Consider the following 18,599-nt stretch of genomic DNA (forward strand, 5'->3'; position numbering starts at 1 on the left):
ACCGCCCGGGCGCGGCTCGCCGGGGCCGCGAGACCATGAGGGACCGCGACCCTGCTGTGGACCTTGGCCGCCGGCCGGTCCTGGTCCGGGCCCCGGCGGTGAGCCCTCAGGAGACCAGGGTGCGGCCTTCGGTTACGGTCGGGCCATGGCCGAGGTCACGTCGGACGAGTTCTTCGCCCGGATCAACAAGACGCTGGCGAGCGCCGGCGCGCTCATCACCGATCCGCAGGGCAGGGTGCTGCTGGTCAAGCCCAACTACCGCGATCACTGGCTGTGGCCCGGCGGGCACGTGGAGGAGGACGAGACCCCCGACGAGGCGTGCGGCCGCGAGCTGACCGAGGAGCTCGGCGTCGCCCTGCCCGTCGGCCGGCTGCTCGGCGTCCACTGGGTGCCACCGTTCGGCGACCGCCCGCTGCCCATGGTGCACTTCCTGTTCGACTGCGGGGAACTGCCCGGCCCCGGCGACCTCGTCCTGCAGGAGGAGGAGCTCGACGCGTACGGCTTCTTCGCCGAGGACGAGGTACGGACGCTGGTGCCCGCCTATCTCGTCCGCCGCCTGCGCGCCGCCCTCGCGGCCCGCCGCGACGGCACCTCCTTCTACCTCACCGGCGGGTCCCCCGACTACCTGACCTGACCTTTCGCAAGGCGCGGCACCGGACCCGCTAACCTCGCCGGTCATGGACGCCGACATCTGGCAGGACGTCGACCGGCTCGTGGCCTGGCTCGACGGTGCGGCCGTGCTCGCTCCCGACACCGAGCTGCTGATCCGGCTCATGAAGATCACGGAAGAGGCGGGCGAGGTCGCGCAGGCCGTCGTCGGCGTCCTCGGCCAGAACCCGCGCAAGGGCGTCACCCACACCTGGGACGACGTCGACGCCGAGCTGTGCGACGTCATCCTCACCGCCATGGTCGCGCTGCGCTCCCGCAACCCCGACGCCGCACGCATCCTCCGTACCCACGTGACCGCCGTGACCACCCGCGCCCTGCCCCCCACCCCCAAAGCCTGAGCGACACCGCCGGCCGCGCTGAAGTCGGTGGCCGTACACTCCACATGCGTACGGCCACCACCGGTCCGGCCGTGTTGGGGAGTGAGTCACTCAGCGGCCGAGCGGTCCAGGTAAGGCCCTACACGGCCTGGCCCAGGAGGATGCGCTCCCACAGGGCGGCGACGTCCGAGTAGCTCATCCGTACGGTCTGCTTCGTCGGCTGCCCTCGACAGGTGCGCTCGACATAACCGCGGCCGCCGGCCGTGATGAGGTGGTACACCGTCGGCTGGCACTCGCAGGTCCGGCGCAGCACGCGGCACCGTTCCTCCGAGCGGGTCGCGGGCTGCCAGGCGATGCGTGTAGCGGAGTCGTCCGCCTCGCATACGTGGGGGCCGCATCCGGGCTTGCCCGCGATCGGGATGGCCGTCACGACTGCTCCCGAGAAGCGGCGATCGCCACGGCGCAGTCCTCGCATGCCATGGGGTCGAGCGCCGTCCAGACGACCGGGTGGCGGGAGATGATCGACACCCAGGCCTCGGCCCGGCATGTCGCGCTGATCTTGATTCCGGGGAGGGCGATCGCCCAGGGGACGGCGTGCCGGATCGGTGAGGCGGGGACGAACGCCACCGCGTACGGCGGCGGTGGAGCCGCCACTTGGGCGCGGCGACCGGTGGTGCCGGGGAAGTGGCCGCCTGCCGAGATGTGGGCGGCCGGGGACATGCCGTACGGGTCGCGCGGCTCGCCGGGCTCAGGGTGACTCGTCATGCCGCTATCGCCGCCTCGACCTCCGCCTCGCGCATCAGCGCGCGCAACTCCTCGACGGTGAACGCGTCCACCTGCAGCGGCCGGGGCGCCGGCCAGACGGCGATGGCGACGAACCGGCGGGTGCCGGGGCCGTAGTAGACGAGCCACGCGGGTTCCAACTGGTCGAGCTGCGCGGCGGCGGCCTTCTTCGCCAGGTCCCAGCGGTGGGAGGGGACCGGGCGAAATGGGGCGCCGATTCGGTGCCTCCCCCGGCCGAGGGTGACTCTGGGCTTGGGCATGGGTCGCACTCCTGATGCGATCAAGGGCCCGTCGAGGCGTTGCACCGCCTCGACGATCCGTTTCTGTGACGTGTCGGTGACGTCACGTGATCCATGAGTGCGACCGTAGATCGGCAACCCGCCATCAAGGGGTATGGTCCGTACCCCCTGCCCGCGTCAGACCATGAGCTCGATGTTCCCGGCCAGGACACGCGCGCGTGTCCGTAGCTCCGCCGGGCCGGTCTCGGCGAGTTCCAGCGTCATCCGCCGGGCGTAGCCGTTGTAGCGGATGGTCTCCGGCGCCGCCTCGTACGCCATCTCCAGGGCGTGCATGACGGCCCCCTGGTCGCGCTGCAGGAAGTGGGCCCGCGCCACCTCGATCAGGTGACGGCCCCGCCGCGGCCTCGAGGGGATGGGAGCGTACACCGCGCGCTGGGCCTGCCGTGCCGACTCGCCGCCCTGGTGCAGCTCGACCGCGACCGTGACCGCGTGCGCGTCCATCACCACCCGCGAGAACGACGTCCACGGCTGGTAGTAGCCGGCCGGGAGCCGCTCGGCGATCTGCGCGGCGTCCTCCCAGTGCCGCCAGGCGTCCCCCGCCTGCCCGACGCGGGCCGCGGTGAACGCCAGCTCGAAGGACAGCGCGCCGCGCATCGCCAGCAGTTCGACCCCGGCGCTGTCGATTCGCGGCTCGATCACGCGGATTCCGTCCTCGTTGACCTGCCGAGCGGCGTCGAAGTCGCCGGCGTCGCGGTGCGCCTGGCCGAGGAACCACACCGCACACGCCAGCGCGAGCGCGTCGTCGGACTCCTGGGCGGCGAGCATCGCCCGCTCGGCCACCCTCCACAGCAGGTCCGCGGCGGGTTGGTAGGCGAGGAACATCTGGGCCAGGCCATAGGTCTCGGCGAGCAGCGCCAGCGCCTGCCGGCGGGGCTCGCCCCGGTACAGGGCGGCGGCGAGCTGTGCGTCGCGGATGAGATCGGGCAGCAGCGCGCCGAGGGTGGTGCGATGGTCGGGGGAGGCGTGCCGGGCCCGCCACGCGGCGTCCAGGCGGGCGCGCAGGTGGGTGAGCGGCTGCACGGTGCCCTGCGGGGCGAGCGGAAGCGCGTTGACCGCTTGCCGGACGGCGTCCAGGGCGGGATGCCCGGGGCCGGTGAACATGCGCACGGGCATGGACTGGTCGCCGGTCAGATCGGCGAGATTGCGGATGCGCAGCGCCTCGGCGAGCTGCAGCAGGATCGGCAGCCGCGGTTGTTGTTGGAGCCGCCCGCTTTCCACGGCCTTGAGCCACGCGGTGGACTTCCCGATGCGCCCGGCCAGAACTTCTCTGGTCATGCCGGCGCGTTCCCGGTGAAATCTGACGCGGCCACCGAAACCCATAGACGTGCTACCGTCCTGCATATAGCCCTGGCCTTTCCTGGAGCCTCGACAACCTCAGGCTAAGGTGCGGGGCTTTTCTCATGCCAGGTTTCTTGCCTTGCCGGTAAGCGCTGCCGCCGTGCGCTTGGCGGGGTCCCACCGGCGAGGGCACTCGTGGGGATAGGTGGCTCCATCAGGCGTTCACCGAGGTACGGTCTGGGAATGTCGAATCGGGGCTGGGGCACGCTCGCGCCGTGCTCGGCAGGATGCCTGCTGAGCACGTGAATCGGTTCGTGCTGCACAACGCGGCGGAGGTCGCGGCCGCCGTCCCGGCCGTGGAGCAGGCGCGACCGGTTGTGATCGAATACCGGGAACTGCTGGCACTACCGGGGAGGTCGCCGCGATGACCATCACCGTCGACCATTTACGGGGCGAAGCCGCCCGCGAGGTGCTGGGGGAGGAGTACGTGTTGCTGTACCTGGCGACCCGGGCCGAGCCTCCCTACAACTCGGGGCCGCTGTACGACCGTGACCGGTACCTGGAGCGGACGACCAGGCAGGCCGAGGCGACGGGATTCGAGGCGGTGTCCGCCCGTGATGAGGACGGCCGACTGATCGGGTTCGCGTTCGGGCTGCCCATGGCCGCGGGCCGGTGGTGGGGCGGAGAGACCACCCCCGCCCCCGATGATGTCCTCGACGCCGAGAAGTTCCTCGTCATCGAACTCAACGTCGCCGCCGGCGAGCGGGGCAAGGGGTACGGGCGCCGGTTGCTGGAGGAACTGCTCGGCGGCCGCGGTGAAGCGTGGGCCACGCTGCTGTCGACGCCACGGGCGCCGGCGCGCGCCATGTACGCGCACCTGGGATGGGACGCGGTGGGGACGTGCCGGCCCGCCCCGGACGCGGAAGCCGCAGATGTGCTGCTGCTGAAGCTCGACCGCTGATACCCAGGCCGGTCTTGCATCGCCGTAGGCGGCGCCGAACCGGAGTCGTGGATTGACCGGCTCCCGTTGGAGAACTGCCCTACACCGCAGCCGGCGTGAGTGGCCGGGCCGCCGCGACGCGTTGATCTTCTTTCGGTGTTACGTCCGTCTGATGCGGAAGCCGGAGCAGCGGATGAAGACGTTGATCGATCGCGTGTCGCGGCGGCCCAGCGAGTGGTCAGGTGAGCGGCTTGGTCAGGGGGTGTAGACGGTGGGCTGAGGTGGGGTGGACATGCCGTCGCCGATGAAGAAGCTCGGGTGCGGGGGCTGGTTGTAGGCGGTGTTCTGCCAGGCGATCGCCTCGCGGTACTGCACGTCGTGCATCAGCGTGAAGATCCGCCGGTCGGTCGTGGTCGTGGTCGCGTACACGCGGAGCGCCTGGTCGTCACTTCTCGGCCAGACGATCTCCTCGCGCCAGTCGCCGAACAGGTCCGCCGACAGCGACGGCGTCGCCTTCGTGCCGTTGTTGGAGTGCACGCCCGACGCCGTGAGCAGCCGCGTGGTGCCGCCGCTGCCGTACTTGTCGACCTGGGTCTGGTCCAGCAGCTCACGTACGGGGTCGCCGTCCCACCAGGCCAGGAAGTTCACCGAGGACGGCTTGGCGCCCACGTTGGCGCCCCTGGTGTTGCGCAGCCCGTCGGCCCGGGAGGACCAGGACTCCGCGCCGGGGCTGCCCGACCAGATGTCGGCCGACACGCCGCGGCCGTTGTCGCCGTTCGCCGGGGTGGTCCACAGCACCTGGCCGGTGCGGGCGTCGGCCATCCACGAACTGGGCTTGCTGGAGTCCTCGTCGACCTTGAACACCTCCAGGCCCGACCGGGAGGGGTCCAGGTCGCCGACGTGCAGCGCGTCGCCGTGGCCGTTGCCGGTGTTCCACAGCGGGGAGCCGTTGTCGTTGATGGCCATCGCGCCGAACACGATCTCGTCCTTGCCGTCGCCGTCCACGTCGGCGACGGAGAGGTTGTGGTTGCCCTGGCCGGTGTACTGCGATCCGGCGGAGTTGGAGTCGAAGGTCCATCGCTTGGTCAGCGAGCCGTTGCGGAAGTCCCACGCCGCGATCACCGTGCGCGTGTAGTAGCCGCGCGACATGATCAGGCTGGGCCGGGTGCCGTCCAGGTAGGCCGTGGCGGCCAGAAAGCGGTCGACCCGGTTGCCGTAGCTGTCGCCCCAGGACGAGACGGTGCCGCGTGGCGGGTCGTAGTTCACGGTGGACATCGCCGCGCCGGTCTGCCCGTTGAACATGGTGAGGTACTCGGAACCGGCCAGGACGTAGCCGGAGCTGTTGCGGTTGTCCGCCGACGCGTTGCCGATCACCCTGCCGGTGCCGTCGACCGTGCCGTCCGCGGTCTTCATCGCGACCTCGGCCCGGCCGTCGCCGTCGTAGTCGTACACCTGGAACTGGGTGTAGTGGGCGCCGGCCCTGATGTTGCGTCCGAGGTCGATGCGCCACAGGCGGGTGCCGTTCAGCCGGTAGGCGTCCACGTACACGTTGCCGGTGTAGCCCGACTGCGAGTTGTCCTTGGAGTTCGACGGGTCCCATTTCAGGACGAACTCGTACTGGCCGTCGCCGTCGAGGTCGCCGACGCTGGCGTCGTTGGCGCTGTAGGTGTAGGCGACCCCGTCCGGCGAGGTGCCGCCGGACGGGCGCTGGATCGGCACGTCGAGGTACGCGCCGCCGGTGAAGCGCAGCGAGGTCTCCGAGGCGGCCTGCTCGGCGCCGCCGACGACCGGTCGCACGGTGTAGGTCGCGTCCGCGGCGGCCCCGTTGTCCAGGTAGTTCGTGGACCCGGTGATCGGCGAGGAGTTCAGCTTGGTGGTGCCGCGGTAGAGGTTGAAGGCGACCCCGGCGGGGTCGGTGCCGAGCAGCCGCCAGGAGACGAGGTTTCCGCTGCCCGAGCGTACGCTGACCAGCCCGCGGTTCAGCCGCTCGACCTGGCGGGCGTTCGCCGGGCGGGGAGTGGGCGTGGGGCTGGGCGTCGGTGTCGGTGTCGGCGTGACGCTGGGCGTGGGGGTGGGGGACGGTGTCGGGGTCGGGGTGGGGGACGGACCGTCCGTTGGCCGGGTTGGCGGAGTTGTTCCACGAGGCGTTGAAGCCGAACGTCGTGCTCGCGCCGGTGCCGAGCGCGGCGTTGTACCCCACGTCGGCCGCGGTCACCTGGGTGCCGCTCTGCGTCACGGTGGCGTTCCACGCCTGCGTGACCTGCTGGCCCGCGGTGTAGTTCCACACCAGACGCCAGCCGTTGACGGCGTCGCCCAGGTTGGTCACGGTGACGTTGGCGCCGAAACCGCCTCCCCACTGGCTGGAGATGGCGTAATCGACGCGGCAGGCGGGGGCGGCGTGCGCCGCGACGGCCGGCACCGCGGCGGCCACCGCGGCCGCGGCGGTCGCGATGATGGCCAGGCGGCGGATCGGCGATCTGGGGAAATCGCGCATGACTCTCCTTCTCGTGCGGAGCGCCGAGGCGCGCGCGCCACGTCCGGCCATGTCGCGGCGGCACACATGGCGGCACGTCGCCGCACCTCAAAGCACTTCGACGGCGGGGGATGGCGGACCGCGACGGCCTGACCTTCCGTCGCGATCCGACCCGCTCGACGGTAGGCCCGGCGCTGCCCGCCCGCCACGGCCGCCGGTGCCGCCCGCCGCCGTGCACAGCGCCTTCGCGGCGAGGGACGTCCGCCCACCTGCGTGTATCGTCCGGTGACCACCCTGAGGGAACGGCGGGCGGACTGAAACTTCCACGGCCCGGTCAGGAGGCCGGGCGGCTCTCGGCGATGGCCAGTTCGCGCTGGAACCAGGCGATGGTGCGGTGCAGCCCGGTGGTCACGTCGACGCGAGGGCGCCAGCCGAGCCGTTCGGCGGCCAGGGTGGTGTCGGGCCGCCGGACCCCCGGGTCGTCCACCGGGCGGTCGACGAACGCGATGGGGGAGGAGGAGCCGGTCAGGTCGCGGATGGTCTCGGCCAGTTCGAGCATGGACAGCTCGGTGGGATTGCCGATGTTGACCGGTCCGGGGAAGTCACTGTCGGCGAGGGCGAGGATGCCGGTGACGGTGTCGTCCACGTAGCAGACCGAACGGGTCTGCCGGCCGTCCCCGGCCACGGTGATGGGCTCGCCGGTCAGCGCCTGGCGGATGAAGGTGGGGATGGCGCGGCCGTCGTGCGGGCGCATGCGCGGGCCGTAGGTGTTGAAGATGCGGACGATGGCGGTGTCGGTGGCGTGGGTGTGGCGGTAGGCGGTGGTCAGGGACTCGGCGAAGCGTTTGGCCTCGTCGTAGACGCTGCGCGGGCCGATGGGATTGACGTTGCCCCAGTAGGTCTCGGGCTGGGGGTGCTGGAGGGGGTCGCCGTACACCTCGCTGGTGGAGGCGAGGACGAAGCGGGCGTTCTTCTCACGGGCCAGGCCGAGGGCGTGCAGGGTGCCGATGCTGCCGGCCTTCAGCGTCTCGATCGGGTGGCGCAGGTAGTCGACCGGCGAGGCGGCCGAGGCCAGGTGCAGCACCCGGTCCACCTCGCCCGGCACGTGTACATAGGAGGTGGTGTCGCACTCCACCAGCCGGAATCTCGGCCGGCCGATCAGGTGCGCCACGTTCTCCGGCGACCCGGTGAGGAAGTTGTCCAGGCAGACGACCGTGTCACCGCGCTCCAGCAGCCGCTCGCACAGGTGCGAGCCGAGGAAGCCCGCGCCTCCGGTCACCGCGACCCGTTGTCCTCTTCTCATCCGACCCCCACCTCCAGCAGGCTCGCGGCGGCGTCGAGCACGGACACGACGCCGATCTCCATCAGGCCGGGGTCCGGACGGTCGCCGTACGGGTCGCCGTGTCCTCCGGACCACAGCGCCACGTGCCGGCCGGTGGGCGGTGGCCCCCACTGGGCCGGGGCCACCGGGCCGAACAGCACCACCGAGGGGGTGGCGAAGGCCGTGGCCAGGTGCGCGACGCCGGTGTCCCCGCACACGACCAGGCGCGCCCCGGCGACCAGCCGCGCGAGGCTCCGCAGGTCGGTACGGCCCGCGAGCACCTGTTCGGGGGGGAGGCCGGCCAGTACGCCGACCCGGGAGGCGAGCGGGCGTTCGGCCGCGTTCCCGGTGACGACGACGCGGTGACCGGCCTGTTCGAGTGTGGCGGCCACCTCGGCGAAGCGCTCCGGTGGCCAGCGACGCGCCCGCGCCCCCGCTCCGGGATGCACCACCACCACGTCCCGGTTCTCGCCCGCGTCTCCGGCCCCTTCCCGGCCGCGCCCGGCCGCCGGGCCGCCGGTCAGGCCGGCCGCGCCGGACGTGGCCAGGCCCGGAGCGGCCAGGTCCAGGAGGGAAGGGGACGGCTTCAGAACGGCCGGGTCCAGGGCGAGGTCGGCCGGGTCGGCGGGGATGCCGTACCAGCCGAGCAACTCGCACCACCGGTGCACCTCGTGCATGCTCTGCCGCCACGGCGGGCCCTCCAGGCAGGGGAACTCCAGGTGGGCGTGCGTGAGCAGCCGGCCGGGTCGGGTGCCCGACAGCGCGGCGATGCTCTGCGGGCCGCGCCCGTGCAGGTTCACCGCGACGTCCGGGCAGGTCACCTCCGGCCGGTCGGCGGGCAGCGGGCCGGGGCCCGACACGTCGAGCAGCTCGTCGACCGCGCCGATCGACGGGAGCAGACCGGCCAGCGCGGCGGGCGCGGCCAGGACGAGACGGTGGCCGGGGTAGGCGCGCCGCAGCCCGCGCAGCGCGGGAACGGCCGTCAGCAGGTCGCCGAGCGCGAGCCCGCGCAGCACGAGCACCACCGGACGCTTCACGGCCATGACGGCTCCGTGGACGGGCAGACGACCAGCTCGCGCACCTCGCATCCGGGGGGCTGGCCGAGCGCGAACACGATGGCGGCGGCGACGTCCTCGGGCTGGTTGAGCCGGGCGTCGGCGCCCGGCCGGTACTGCTCGTCCCGGCCGTCGAAGAACGCGGTACGCATGCCGCCCGGCACGAGCAGCGTGACGCCGACCCGGCCGGCCAGCTCGGCGGCCAGCGCGCGGGTGAAGCCGACCACGCCGAACTTCGCCGCGCAGTACGCCGTCGCGTCGCTCACGGCGCGCAGGCCGAGGGTGCTGGCGCAGGTCACGACGTGGCCCGCCGACCGGGTCAGGTACGGCAGCGCGGCGCGCACCACCGACGCCGTGCCGATCAGGTTGACCGCGATCACCCGCTCCCATTCGGCGGCGGGCACCTGCGCCAGCGGCCCGCACCGGTCGATGCCCGCGGCGGTCACCACGCCGTCCAGCCCGCCGGCCCGCTCGGCCAGCTCCCACACCGCCGCCTCGGTCCGCTCCCGGTCGGTGAGGTCGGCCACCACGTGGTCCACCCCGTCCTCGGGCACGCTGACGTCGATCACGAGCGGCCGCCCGCCGGCCTTGGCCACCGCGGCGGCCGTCGCCCGGCCCAGGCCCGACGCCCCGCCGGTGATCAGGATCTTCCCCACCATGCTGCACTGCTCCTCGCTGTCGAAACGCTCCGGGCGCGGGGGCCGCTAGATCATCCGTGCGCCATGACGCGCGGACGATCTAGCAGGTCGGGGTTGGTCAGACCACCTCCTGGGCGGCGAGGATCAGACCGGTGGTCGAATGACCCGGTACGGAGGGCAGCACCACGACCTCGCCGCCGGCCCGCCGCACGGCCTCGGCCTCGGGAAGCTCCTGGCCGGTGTAGTCGCCGCCCTTCACCCACACGTCCGGGCGCAGGTGGTCGATGAGCAGGCACGGCGTGTCCTGTTCGAAGACCACGACCGCGTCGACGCAGCCGAGCGCCCGCAGGATCTCCACCCGGTCCGGTTCGGCCACGACCGGGCGGCCGGGCCCCTTGAGGCGCCGCACCGACGCGTCGGAGTTCACGCAGACGATCAGCGCGTCGCCGAGCGCCCGCGCCTGCCGCAGCAGGCTGACGTGCCCGGCGTGCAGCAGGTCGAAGCAGCCACCGGTGGCGATCAGCCGGCCGCCCGCGGCGCGCACGGTGGCGGCCAGCTCGACCGCCGTCCGCGGCCGGTCGTCCAGCACCGCGCCGGGACGTCCGGCCTGCGGAGGCTCGGCGGGGCGCAGGGTCGCGGCGCCGCCGGCGGCGACGAAGTGGGTGGCCTCGGTGACCGCCACGGTCACCGCGTCCTGCACCGAGGCGCCGTCCCGCAGCGCCAGCGCAGCGGAGGCGGCGAACCGGTCGCCCGCCCCGCAGGTGTCGCTCCCGGTGATCGGCGCGGGCGGCGGCACGCGCAGGACGCGGCCGGCACGGGTGCACAGGACGGCGCCGTCGATGCCGCGCGTGACCGCGACCGCCTCGGCGTGCAGCTCGCGGACGAGGTGCCGCGCGGCCTGCTCGACCCCCGCGGCGGGCCGCCCGTACAGCAGGGCCGCCTCCGCCTCGCTCGGCGTGACCAGCGCGCAGCCCGGCACCGGCGGAAACCCGGACGGGTGCGGGTCCCACACCAGCGGGGCCGTCCGCCGGCCCAGCAGGTCGCGCACGGTGTCGGCGGCGCCGCGCCCGTAGTCGGACACCAGCACCGCTCCCGCACCGCGCAGCGCCGTGGCCGCGCGGTCACCGTCGGGGCCCCGCCAGGCCCGGCCGTCCCCGCTGTCCAGGCGCAGCAGCGTCTGGCCGCGGGCCCGGATGCGCGTCTTGCGGGACGTGGTGCCGCGCAGCGGCAGCCGTACGACCTCGGCGAAGCCGGACAGCAGCGCGCGCAGCCGCTCGCCGGGCGTGTCCTCGCCGATCGCGGTGATCAGCACGACCTCCGCGCCGTCATTCGCGGCGAGCAGCGCCGCGAGCCCCGCGCCCCCGGGCCGCCGGTGCTCGACGCGGCCGTGGACCACCGGGACCGGCGCGTCCGGGCAGAGCCGGTCCGCGTCCCCCTCGATGTCCACGTCGAGCAGTGCGTCGCCGACGACGACGATCGGCCCGCCCTTCATCCCAGGCTCCCCTCGTACCCATCTGGCGTCGCCGCCCTCCGGCGCCCGTCCGCGGAGGACGGTGTGCCGAACCCGTCCACTGACATGCCGCGCCGGTCGGCCGCCGCCCGCGCCGGGGCTCCGCCGGTGTCCCGGAGCGCGGCCTCGAAGGCGTCGCACAGCAGGTGGACCACCGCCAGGTGGACCTCCTGCACGGTCGCGCAGTCGCGCGAGGGCACCGCCACCGCCTCGTCGCACATCGCGGCCAGCGGGTTCGGGGCCTGCCCGGTGAGGGCCCAGGTGGTGAGGCCGCACTCGCGCGCCGCCTCCGCCGCCGCGACCACGTTCGCGCTGGCCCCGCTGGTCGACAGGCAGAGCAGGACGTCACCGGGGTGGCCGTGCGCGCGCACCTGGCGGGCGTACACCTCCTCGGCGCCGTAGTCGTTGGCGATCGCCGTCGTGGCCGAGGTGTCGGCGTGCAGCGCGATCGCCGCGTACGGACGCCGGTCGGCGCGGAACCGGCCCACCAGCTCGGCGGTCAGGTGCTGCGCCTCGGCCGCCGAGCCGCCGTTGCCGCAGGCCAGCAGCCTGCCACCTGCTCCCAGTACCTCGGCGAGTGTGCTTCCCCACGCGTCGATCGTGCGGGTGCGGGCGTCCACGGCGGCGAGCGCGGCGCGCAGCCGCGAGAAGTTCGTGTGCATGGGTGTCAACCTCCCGCCGCGGCGAGCCGGTCCAGGTGGTCGCCGATCAGGCTGCGGTACACCGTCTCGGTCCGGCCGGCGACCTGCGGCCAGCCGTACCGCGACCGGGCGCGGCGCACCCCGGAGGCGGCCAGCGAACCGCGCAGCTCGGGGCGGGCGAGCAGCTCGCGCAGCGCTTCGGCCAGCAGCCGCGGACGGCGCGGGGGAACGAGCATGCCGCACCCGGACACCGTGTCGAGGTGACCGCCCACGGCCGAGGCGACCACCGGCACACCGCACGCCATGGCCTCGACCGGCACCATGCCGAACGGCTCGTACCAGGGCACGGTGACGACCACCTGAGCCGACTGCATGAGCGCGGGGACGTCCGTGCGCGGCACGCTGCCGATCAAGTGCACCCGGGAGGCCAGCCCGGCCGCCGCCGCGAGGGCGCGCAGGCGGGCCGACTCCTCGTTCCCCGGCTCGCCGCCCGCGACGACCAGGTGGGCGCCGGGCACGTGCGCCAGTGCCTCGATGACGGTCTCCACGCCCTTACGCGGCACGAGCCTGCCGATGCTGAGGATCCGCGCCCCGGCCGCGCCGTCGCCGGTTCCCGCTTGTGTGTGGGCCCAGGCGATGGCCTCGGCGGCGGCGCCGTCACCCTCGTCGGCCGGGGTCGTGGCGGTGGCGTCTCCCGTCACGGGGGCGGCTTCGGCCTGGACGCGTGCGTCCGCCACGGCAGAGGTGCGAGGGTGGAAGAGGCCGAGATCGACCCCGCAGGGCACCACGGTGATCCGCCCGGCAGGTACGCCCATCGCCACCAGCTCGTTCACCTCGTCGGCGCAGGTCGCGACGATGGCGGCGGCCCGGCGGCCGATGTCGCGCTCGATGGCGAGCCGTTCGGGCGGGCTGGTGTCGGCCGCGCCCTGCCAGCGCCGTTTCACCGTGCCGAGCGCGTGGAAGGTCTGGACGACCGGCACGCCGAGCTCCTCGGCCGCGGTGAGCGCGGCCAGCCCGCTCATCCAGAAGTGCGCGTGCGCCACGTCGGGCCGCAGGGCCGACCAGCGCCGCGCGAGATGGGCGGCGAAGGCGGGCATGTGCGGCAGAAGCTCGTCCTTGGGCAGCGGCTCCGGCGGACCGGCGGGCACGTGCTCCACGGTCACCCCTGGTGCCATCACGGTCGTGACCGGCTCGTCCGGGGACGATCGGCGGGTGTAGACGGTCAGCGCGTGCCCGAGCGCGGCAAGAGCGGCGGCCAGGCCCGCGACGTGGACGTTCTGGCCGCCCGCGTCCACCCCGCCCACCGCGGCGAGCGGGTCGGCGTGCTCGGACACCAGGGCGATCTTCATGGCGTCCCCTCCTTCACCCCGGCCACGCCGGGCCGGACGGGCAGACGGGCGCCTCCGGGGCCCGCGCCGTCCTCCCGGGCGGCGACCAGCGCGCGGACCGTGCGCACGACCTCCTCGCTGGTCACCGAGGTCAGGCACGGATGACCCGGCACCGGGCAGACGCGTGCCCGGCTGCCCCGGCACGGCGCCTCCTGGTCGCCGAGCAGCACGACCGGCACGCGGTACGGCGCCCAGCGGGCCGCGGGCACCACCGGGGCGAACAGGCTGACCACCGGCGTGCCGACCGCCGCGGCCAGATGCGCCGGCCCGGTGTTGGCCGCCACCACCACCGACGCCCCCGCCAGCACGGCCGCGAGCTCCGGGAACGTCGTCACCCCGCCGAGGTCGAGGCCGTACGCCCCGGCGACCTGGGCGGTCAGCGGCTGCTCGTCCGGGTCGCCGGTGACCACCACCCGGACGCCGGCCAGGACGAGATCGCGCACCAGCCGCGCATGGTGCTCGGCGGGCCAGGCACGGGCCGGGGCGGAGGTGCCCGGATGGACCACCACGTACCCGGGCGGGCCGGTGAACTGGTCGACCGAGGGGAGCGGACGGCGGACCGCGAGCGCGCCGTCGTCACCGGGCGGCGGGGCGAAGCCGGCGGCGCGGGCCAGGGCGAGCATCCGCTCGGCCTCGGGCACGTCCACGGTCTCGTCCACGACGTGCCGCACGTCGAGCAGCGACCCCGGGTAGTCCTCGCTGATCGCGGCGATGCGCGGGACGCCGGCCAGGCGCAGCAGCAGCGCCAGCGGCAGCGACGACTGGTGGAAGGAGGTGAAGATGACGGCCTGGTCGGGGGCGGCCTTCTCCACCAGCGAGGTGAGCCGTTCCACGTGCGGCCGGGTCAGCGGCGGCGGATCGGGGTCGATCCACGGGGCGCGCCACTCCAGCACCCGGTGCACGCCGGGCAGCAGTTGCGCCGCCGCGCCGCCGTTCGGCCCGGTGAGCAGCACGACCTCGCGGGCGGACGCCGCGATGGCCCTGATCGCCGGTCCGGCGAGCAGGACGTCCCCGGCGTTGTCCAGCCGGACCGCCAGGACGGTGCCCGCGCCGGGGCCGGCCGCCACGCCCGGCGCGGTCCGGCGTCCCACCATGGCCTGCACCCCGCTCACCGGCGCGCCCGCAGTTCGCCGCGCAGGCGGTGCAGACAGGCCGCCGGAGGGATGATCACACTGGTCACGGCCATGCGCAGCACCTCTTCGGGAGTACGGGGGCCGGGCGCGAGCCGGGCCCAGGCGAACTCGGCGGTGAGCGCGAGCCAGGCCACCCCGGCCGCGCCACCGAGGGCCGACAGCCGGCGGACGCCCGGTGTGCGCGCGGGGCGTCCCACCGTGGCCAGCAGGGCGCACGCGACCAGGCCCGCCGCGGTGGTGACCACGTGCCGGGAGAATCTGCCCGGGACGTCGTCCACCGCGGCGCGCCAGCCCGGCCCGTGCAGCCAGCGCATGAGCGCGTCGTCGGCGTTGCCGCGCTGCGCCCGGACGCTGCTCCAGAAACCTTGCGCGCGGAGCGGGTGCAGGGTGATCCGCCGCCCTTCCGCGAGCGTGTATCCCGCTTTGAGCAGCCGCAACGCCAGGTCGGCATCCTCGCGGTAGGCCCTCGGGAACCGCTCGTCGAACCCGCCGACCCGCTCCAGGGCGGCCCGCCGGTAGGCCATGTCGGCGGTCGCCCAGGCGGCGCCGGCCAGCGCGGCGGTGTTGCGCTCGGCGTCGGTGGGCCGCCGCAGCGGCGGCGGTTCGACGCGCAGGCGGCCCTGCGAGCCGGCGACGTCCTCGGGCAGGTCGGCGAGGTCGGCGGCGAGCGCGTCCCGCCACCCGGGCTGGGGGACGACGTCGTCGTCCAGGAAGGCGATCCAGGGGGTGGACGCGGCCCGCCATCCCGCGTTGCGGGCGGCGGCGGGCCCGCGCCCGCCGGTCCGGAGCACCTGGACGTGGCCGGGCACCTTGAGCCCGGGGCAGAAGCGGGGCCGGTCGTCCACGACGATCGTGGGCATGTCGGCGTCCAGCGCGGCGATGACCTGCTGCAGGCTCCGCCGGCCGATGGTGGGGATCACCACTGTGATCATCAGGCGTACACCTCGTTGCGGCGGATGACATAGGGGCCGAGGACCAGGACGTCGATGGGAGCGGAGCCGAAGCATTCCAGGGCGTCGCGAGGGTGGTCGGCCATGGGACGCCCGGCGGTGTTGAGGCTGGTGTTGACCAGTACGGGCAGGCCGGTGCGGGTCTCGAACTCGGTGAGCAGGGCGGCGAGCAGGGGTTCGGTGACGGGGTCGATGGTCTGGACGCGGGCGGTGTGGTCGGTGTGGACGACGGCGGGGATGCGGTCGCGCCAGGCGGGGTGCACGTCGTGGACGAACAGCATGTAGGGGCTGGGGTGCGGGCCGCGGGTGAAGATGGCCGGGGCACGGCCGGCCAGGACCATGGGGGCGATGGGCCGGAACTGTTCGCGGCCTTTGACGGTGTTGAGGCGTTCGGTGTTCGCCGGGTTGCCCGGGTGGGCGAGCAGGGAGCGGTGGCCCAGGGCGCGGGGGCCGTACTCGGCGCGCCCCTGGAACCAGGCGACGATCCGGTCGGCGGCCAGGTCGGCGGCGATGGTCGCGGCCAGGTTGGCGGGGCGGGTGTGCGGGACGGCCGCGGTGGCGAGGCAGGCCGCGAGTTCGTCGTCGGTCCAGCAGCGGCCGAGGGCGGCGCCGGGCATGGGGGCGATGGGCTCGTGGTGGCCGCGGGCCAGGTGCAGGGCGCCGCCCAGTGCGGTGCCGGCGTCTCCGGCGGCCGGCTGGACCCACACCTCCTCGAACGGGGTCTCGGCGGCGATGCGGGTGTTGGCGACACAGTTGAGCGCGACCCCGCCGGCCATGGTCAGCCGGGTCTTCCCGCTGGCGTGGTGCAGCCAGGTGGCCAGTTCCACCAGGATCTCCTCCAGGCGGGCCTGGACACTGGCGGCCAGGTCGGCGTGGTCGGCGCTCCAGTCCTCACCCGGGCGCAGCGGTTTGGCGTACTGCGCGAAGTCGACCGGTTCGGTGCGGAAGCCGCCGTCGCCGGTGGTGTGCAGGTACTGGCGCAGTTCCTCCAGGTGGCGGGGGGTGCCGTAGGACGCCATGGCCATGACCTTGTACTCGTCGCTGGAGCGGGTGAAGCCCAGGTGGGCGGTCAGGTCCTCGTACAGCAGGCCCAGCGAGTGGGGCAGGGACTGGGCGGCCAGGATGGTGAGTTCGCCATCGGTGTAGTGGCCGGCCAGGTGGGAGTCGGCCTCGCCGCGGCCGTCGCAGACCAGCACGGCCGAGTCGCGCCAGGGGGCGGCCAGTCCGGCGGACGCGGCGTGCGCGACGTGGTGGGGGACGAAGCGGACCTGGGCCGGGTCCAGGCCGGGCAGTGCGGAGGCCAGGAAGTGCGGGGCGCGCTCGGCGTAGGTGGTGCGCATCGGTTCCCAGCGCGGGTCCTGTCCCGGTCCGTCCGGGACGACCAGCGCGGGGTCGTAGGAGTAGGCGACCGCGTCCAGGTCCTCGGGCCGCAGCCCGGCCTGGGCCAGGCACCAGGCGGCGGCCTGCTCGGGCAGTTCCCAGGCCGAGAACGGCACCGGCCGTTTGCCGTGTTTGCGGCGGCTGAACCGCTCCTCCTCCGCCGCGGCCACCACCTTGCCGTCCACGACCAAGGCCGCCGCCGGATCATGAAATATGGCGTTGATCCCCAGAAACCGCATCGGCATACCTCCGTAGGGCCGCGGTGGTCTGGTTACCGAGCGAAGCGGTGGTCAAACGCGGCTTTGCGTATACGTCGAGGTAGAAAGATGCGAATCTTGAACTTCGTCACTATCTGTAGCCAAATTCCCGCATTGGTCACCTGGCAGCACCGGACCTGATCTTGGGGTCCACGCCGGCTCGAACGAGGGTCCGCGCAGCCCCCGATCTCACGGTCCGCGCCGCCTCGAACCGGCGAGCCGCCCGCCCGTCACCGGCGGCGGACACCGGCCCGCAGGAGCCGGCGCCGCCGTGTGCTCAACCGTGTGTCCGCCTACAGGCGAGCGGGATATGCCTGCACTCCTGCACTGCGTGGCACACCCCCTCGTCCTGCCGGTCCGTCATCGTCAGCACTTCCGGATGGCCTCCTCCGGGTGCTTTCGCCCCGGGTGCCGGTCGCTCAGTCCAGGACGGCACGTCCGCCCTGTTCGGGGATGACGACCCGTCGCGTCTTCGGCCCGATGGGCGGGCCCTGGTCCCGGTGGCTCTCCCGGCAGGGCGCGCACTCCAGGACGTCCAGGGCGTCCACAAGCTGGTCGAGAGGAATGAACCCGCCGCATCGCCGGCACGTGCCGTACAGCCCGCGGTCCAGCCGCGCCATCGCCGCGCGGAGCTTGGCGATGGTCGCCCGGACGTGTGCCGCCGTCCGCCGGTGCGCGGCCGGGTCCGGTGCGGCCGGCCGTTCGCCGAGCCGGCCGAGCTCGGCCTCCGCCGCTTCGAGCCGCTCCTCCAGCATTGCGCGCAACCGATCGAGATGCGTGATGTGCCGCTGGTAGTCCTGCATGAGGGTGTGTACCGACTGGATGTCCGCCATGACGTCGATCGACTCCTGACTTCGGCTTTCGTCTGGACGGGAGGACCTGACCCGTACGCCGGGACCCCGCTCGCGTCGCCGGGGTCCACGAACGTGACGCGGAGCCGAACGGCCCCCGTCACCGGGCCACACCGCCGGGTCACGGGGGACGTGAGCGCGCACGGCAGGCCACAAGGGCCGCGATGGTGCGCACGCACCGGCGGTGCTGGAAGGGACGGCGAAGAACGGCTCGCGCGAACGGTGCCACGGATCACGAAGGCGGCCGCCGCGACGACCGGCCGGGGAACCGCCTCAGCGTCCGGCGATGGCCGGCTCAGGCGTCACGGCAGCGTTCACGGGCGTCTCGAACGGTCGTGGTCGCGGGAGCCTGGTCAGGCACTCGGCGGGCTGCGAGAGCCCACGGGCCTGCGGGCGGCGTCCTGCGGAGTGAACCCGGCTGCCGGATCGTGCCAAGCGTGCCAGAGCGGCAGTTGCCGGCCCGCCTGGTCGGCGACGGGCGGCGCGGCGAACGGGACGCGGCTCGGCGGGTGCTCCGGGGTCCTGGCCGACATGGACGGAGCGGTCGACGACTGCTCGGCCCACGCCGGAGCCCACAGCTCGGTGGCCACGTTGACGTGCCGCTCATCGGGGTCGCCGCCGTACCACGCCGGGGCCGAGGCGACCAGCAGAAGGGCGAACAGCAGCAGGCCCACCACCATGGACCCGGAGGTGGACCGACGTGCGGCTCGCCACGA

At 73.8% G+C, this 18,599-nt stretch carries 19 protein-coding genes and 1 pseudogene; 3 read left to right on the forward strand and 17 right to left on the reverse strand.

What is annotated here, in order from left to right; genetic code table 11:
• Positions 1 to 145: 145 nt before the first annotated feature.
• Both IEY93_RS25610 and IEY93_RS25615 read left to right on the forward strand, forming a co-directional pair.
• Complete coding sequence (locus IEY93_RS25610; RefSeq protein ID WP_189165673.1) at positions 146 to 634, forward strand: NUDIX domain-containing protein; 489 nt, start codon at positions 146 to 148, stop codon at positions 632 to 634.
• Positions 635 to 677: 43 nt separating this feature from the next.
• A complete protein-coding gene (locus tag IEY93_RS25615) occupies positions 678 to 1,007 on the forward strand; it encodes a MazG-like family protein (protein WP_189165674.1) in 330 nt (109 codons plus the stop codon).
• Between the two features lie 118 nt (positions 1,008 to 1,125).
• Here the strand turns inward: IEY93_RS25615 and IEY93_RS25620 are convergent, their stop codons facing one another.
• From IEY93_RS25620 to IEY93_RS25635, 4 genes are all read right to left on the reverse strand, one after another.
• Positions 1,126 to 1,416 carry a hypothetical protein gene (locus IEY93_RS25620; RefSeq protein WP_189165675.1) on the reverse strand — a complete coding sequence of 97 codons (291 nt, stop codon included), beginning with the start codon at positions 1,414 to 1,416 and terminating at the stop codon, positions 1,126 to 1,128.
• Positions 1,413 to 1,751: a hypothetical protein gene (locus IEY93_RS25625; RefSeq protein WP_189165676.1), complete on the reverse strand. Its 339-nt coding sequence runs from the start codon at positions 1,749 to 1,751 to the stop codon at positions 1,413 to 1,415. Before IEY93_RS25625 ends, IEY93_RS25620 begins: the two co-directional genes overlap by 4 nt.
• Positions 1,748 to 2,029, reverse strand: coding sequence for a hypothetical protein (locus tag IEY93_RS25630; RefSeq protein ID WP_189165677.1), 282 nt, complete (start codon positions 2,027 to 2,029; stop codon positions 1,748 to 1,750). Before IEY93_RS25630 ends, IEY93_RS25625 begins: the two co-directional genes overlap by 4 nt.
• A 156-nt stretch (positions 2,030 to 2,185) precedes the next feature.
• Complete coding sequence (locus IEY93_RS25635) at positions 2,186 to 3,409, reverse strand: helix-turn-helix domain-containing protein (RefSeq protein ID WP_189165678.1); 1,224 nt, start codon at positions 3,407 to 3,409, stop codon at positions 2,186 to 2,188.
• A gap of 361 nt (positions 3,410 to 3,770) precedes the next feature.
• Here IEY93_RS25635 and IEY93_RS25640 point away from each other — a divergent pair, with 361 nt between their 5' ends.
• The gene (locus IEY93_RS25640) at positions 3,771 to 4,307 is read left to right on the forward strand and encodes a GNAT family N-acetyltransferase (RefSeq protein WP_189165679.1); all 537 of its coding nucleotides are present in this window, start codon (positions 3,771 to 3,773) and stop codon (positions 4,305 to 4,307) included.
• Positions 4,308 to 4,541: 234 nt separating this feature from the next.
• Here IEY93_RS25640 and IEY93_RS25645 read toward each other — a convergent pair whose 3' ends face one another.
• From IEY93_RS25645 to IEY93_RS25700, 13 genes and pseudogenes are all read right to left on the reverse strand, one after another.
• Positions 4,542 to 6,269 carry a rhamnogalacturonan lyase gene (locus IEY93_RS25645; RefSeq protein WP_229691481.1) on the reverse strand — a complete coding sequence of 576 codons (1,728 nt, stop codon included), beginning with the start codon at positions 6,267 to 6,269 and terminating at the stop codon, positions 4,542 to 4,544.
• Positions 6,270 to 6,462: 193 nt separating this feature from the next.
• Positions 6,463 to 6,831 (reverse strand): annotated as a pseudogene (locus tag IEY93_RS38610) (cellulose binding domain-containing protein); the annotation flags it as partial.
• A 262-nt stretch (positions 6,832 to 7,093) separates the two neighbouring features.
• Positions 7,094 to 8,062, reverse strand: coding sequence for a UDP-glucuronic acid decarboxylase family protein (locus tag IEY93_RS25650; RefSeq protein ID WP_189165680.1), 969 nt, complete (start codon positions 8,060 to 8,062; stop codon positions 7,094 to 7,096).
• On the reverse strand, positions 8,059 to 9,123 hold the full coding sequence (locus IEY93_RS25655; protein WP_189165681.1) for a glycosyltransferase family 9 protein: 1,065 nt from the start codon (positions 9,121 to 9,123) through the stop codon (positions 8,059 to 8,061). The genes IEY93_RS25650 and IEY93_RS25655 overlap by 4 nt, the downstream gene beginning before the upstream one ends.
• The gene (locus tag IEY93_RS25660) at positions 9,114 to 9,794 is read right to left on the reverse strand and encodes an SDR family oxidoreductase (protein WP_189165682.1); all 681 of its coding nucleotides are present in this window, start codon (positions 9,792 to 9,794) and stop codon (positions 9,114 to 9,116) included. The genes IEY93_RS25655 and IEY93_RS25660 overlap by 10 nt, the downstream gene beginning before the upstream one ends.
• A 97-nt stretch (positions 9,795 to 9,891) precedes the next feature.
• Positions 9,892 to 11,265 (reverse strand): D-glycero-beta-D-manno-heptose 1-phosphate adenylyltransferase, encoded by a 1,374-nt coding sequence (rfaE2, locus tag IEY93_RS25665; protein WP_189165683.1) that lies wholly within the window; start codon positions 11,263 to 11,265, stop codon positions 9,892 to 9,894.
• Positions 11,262 to 11,945 carry a D-sedoheptulose-7-phosphate isomerase gene (locus tag IEY93_RS25670; RefSeq protein WP_189165684.1) on the reverse strand — a complete coding sequence of 228 codons (684 nt, stop codon included), beginning with the start codon at positions 11,943 to 11,945 and terminating at the stop codon, positions 11,262 to 11,264. The genes rfaE2 and IEY93_RS25670 overlap by 4 nt, the downstream gene beginning before the upstream one ends.
• 5 nt (positions 11,946 to 11,950) lie before the next feature.
• On the reverse strand, positions 11,951 to 13,273 hold the full coding sequence (locus IEY93_RS25675) for a glycosyltransferase (protein WP_189165685.1): 1,323 nt from the start codon (positions 13,271 to 13,273) through the stop codon (positions 11,951 to 11,953).
• Positions 13,270 to 14,406 (reverse strand): glycosyltransferase family 9 protein, encoded by a 1,137-nt coding sequence (locus IEY93_RS25680; protein WP_189165686.1) that lies wholly within the window; start codon positions 14,404 to 14,406, stop codon positions 13,270 to 13,272. The genes IEY93_RS25675 and IEY93_RS25680 overlap by 4 nt, the downstream gene beginning before the upstream one ends.
• A 14-nt stretch (positions 14,407 to 14,420) precedes the next feature.
• Positions 14,421 to 15,377, reverse strand: coding sequence for a glycosyltransferase family 2 protein (locus IEY93_RS25685; RefSeq protein WP_189165687.1), 957 nt, complete (start codon positions 15,375 to 15,377; stop codon positions 14,421 to 14,423).
• Complete coding sequence (locus tag IEY93_RS25690; RefSeq protein ID WP_189165688.1) at positions 15,377 to 17,014, reverse strand: carbamoyltransferase family protein; 1,638 nt, start codon at positions 17,012 to 17,014, stop codon at positions 15,377 to 15,379. Before IEY93_RS25690 ends, IEY93_RS25685 begins: the two co-directional genes overlap by 1 nt.
• A gap of 437 nt (positions 17,015 to 17,451) precedes the next feature.
• Positions 17,452 to 17,865 (reverse strand): hypothetical protein, encoded by a 414-nt coding sequence (locus IEY93_RS25695; protein WP_189165689.1) that lies wholly within the window; start codon positions 17,863 to 17,865, stop codon positions 17,452 to 17,454.
• 371 nt (positions 17,866 to 18,236) lie between these two features.
• Positions 18,237 to 18,563 (reverse strand): hypothetical protein, encoded by a 327-nt coding sequence (locus IEY93_RS25700; RefSeq protein ID WP_189165690.1) that lies wholly within the window; start codon positions 18,561 to 18,563, stop codon positions 18,237 to 18,239.
• Between the last annotated feature and the right edge of the window lie 36 nt (positions 18,564 to 18,599).

The organism is Sphaerisporangium melleum (assembly GCF_014646695.1).
In the GTDB taxonomy this organism is placed as follows: Bacteria; Actinomycetota; Actinomycetes; order Streptosporangiales; family Streptosporangiaceae; genus Sphaerisporangium; species Sphaerisporangium melleum.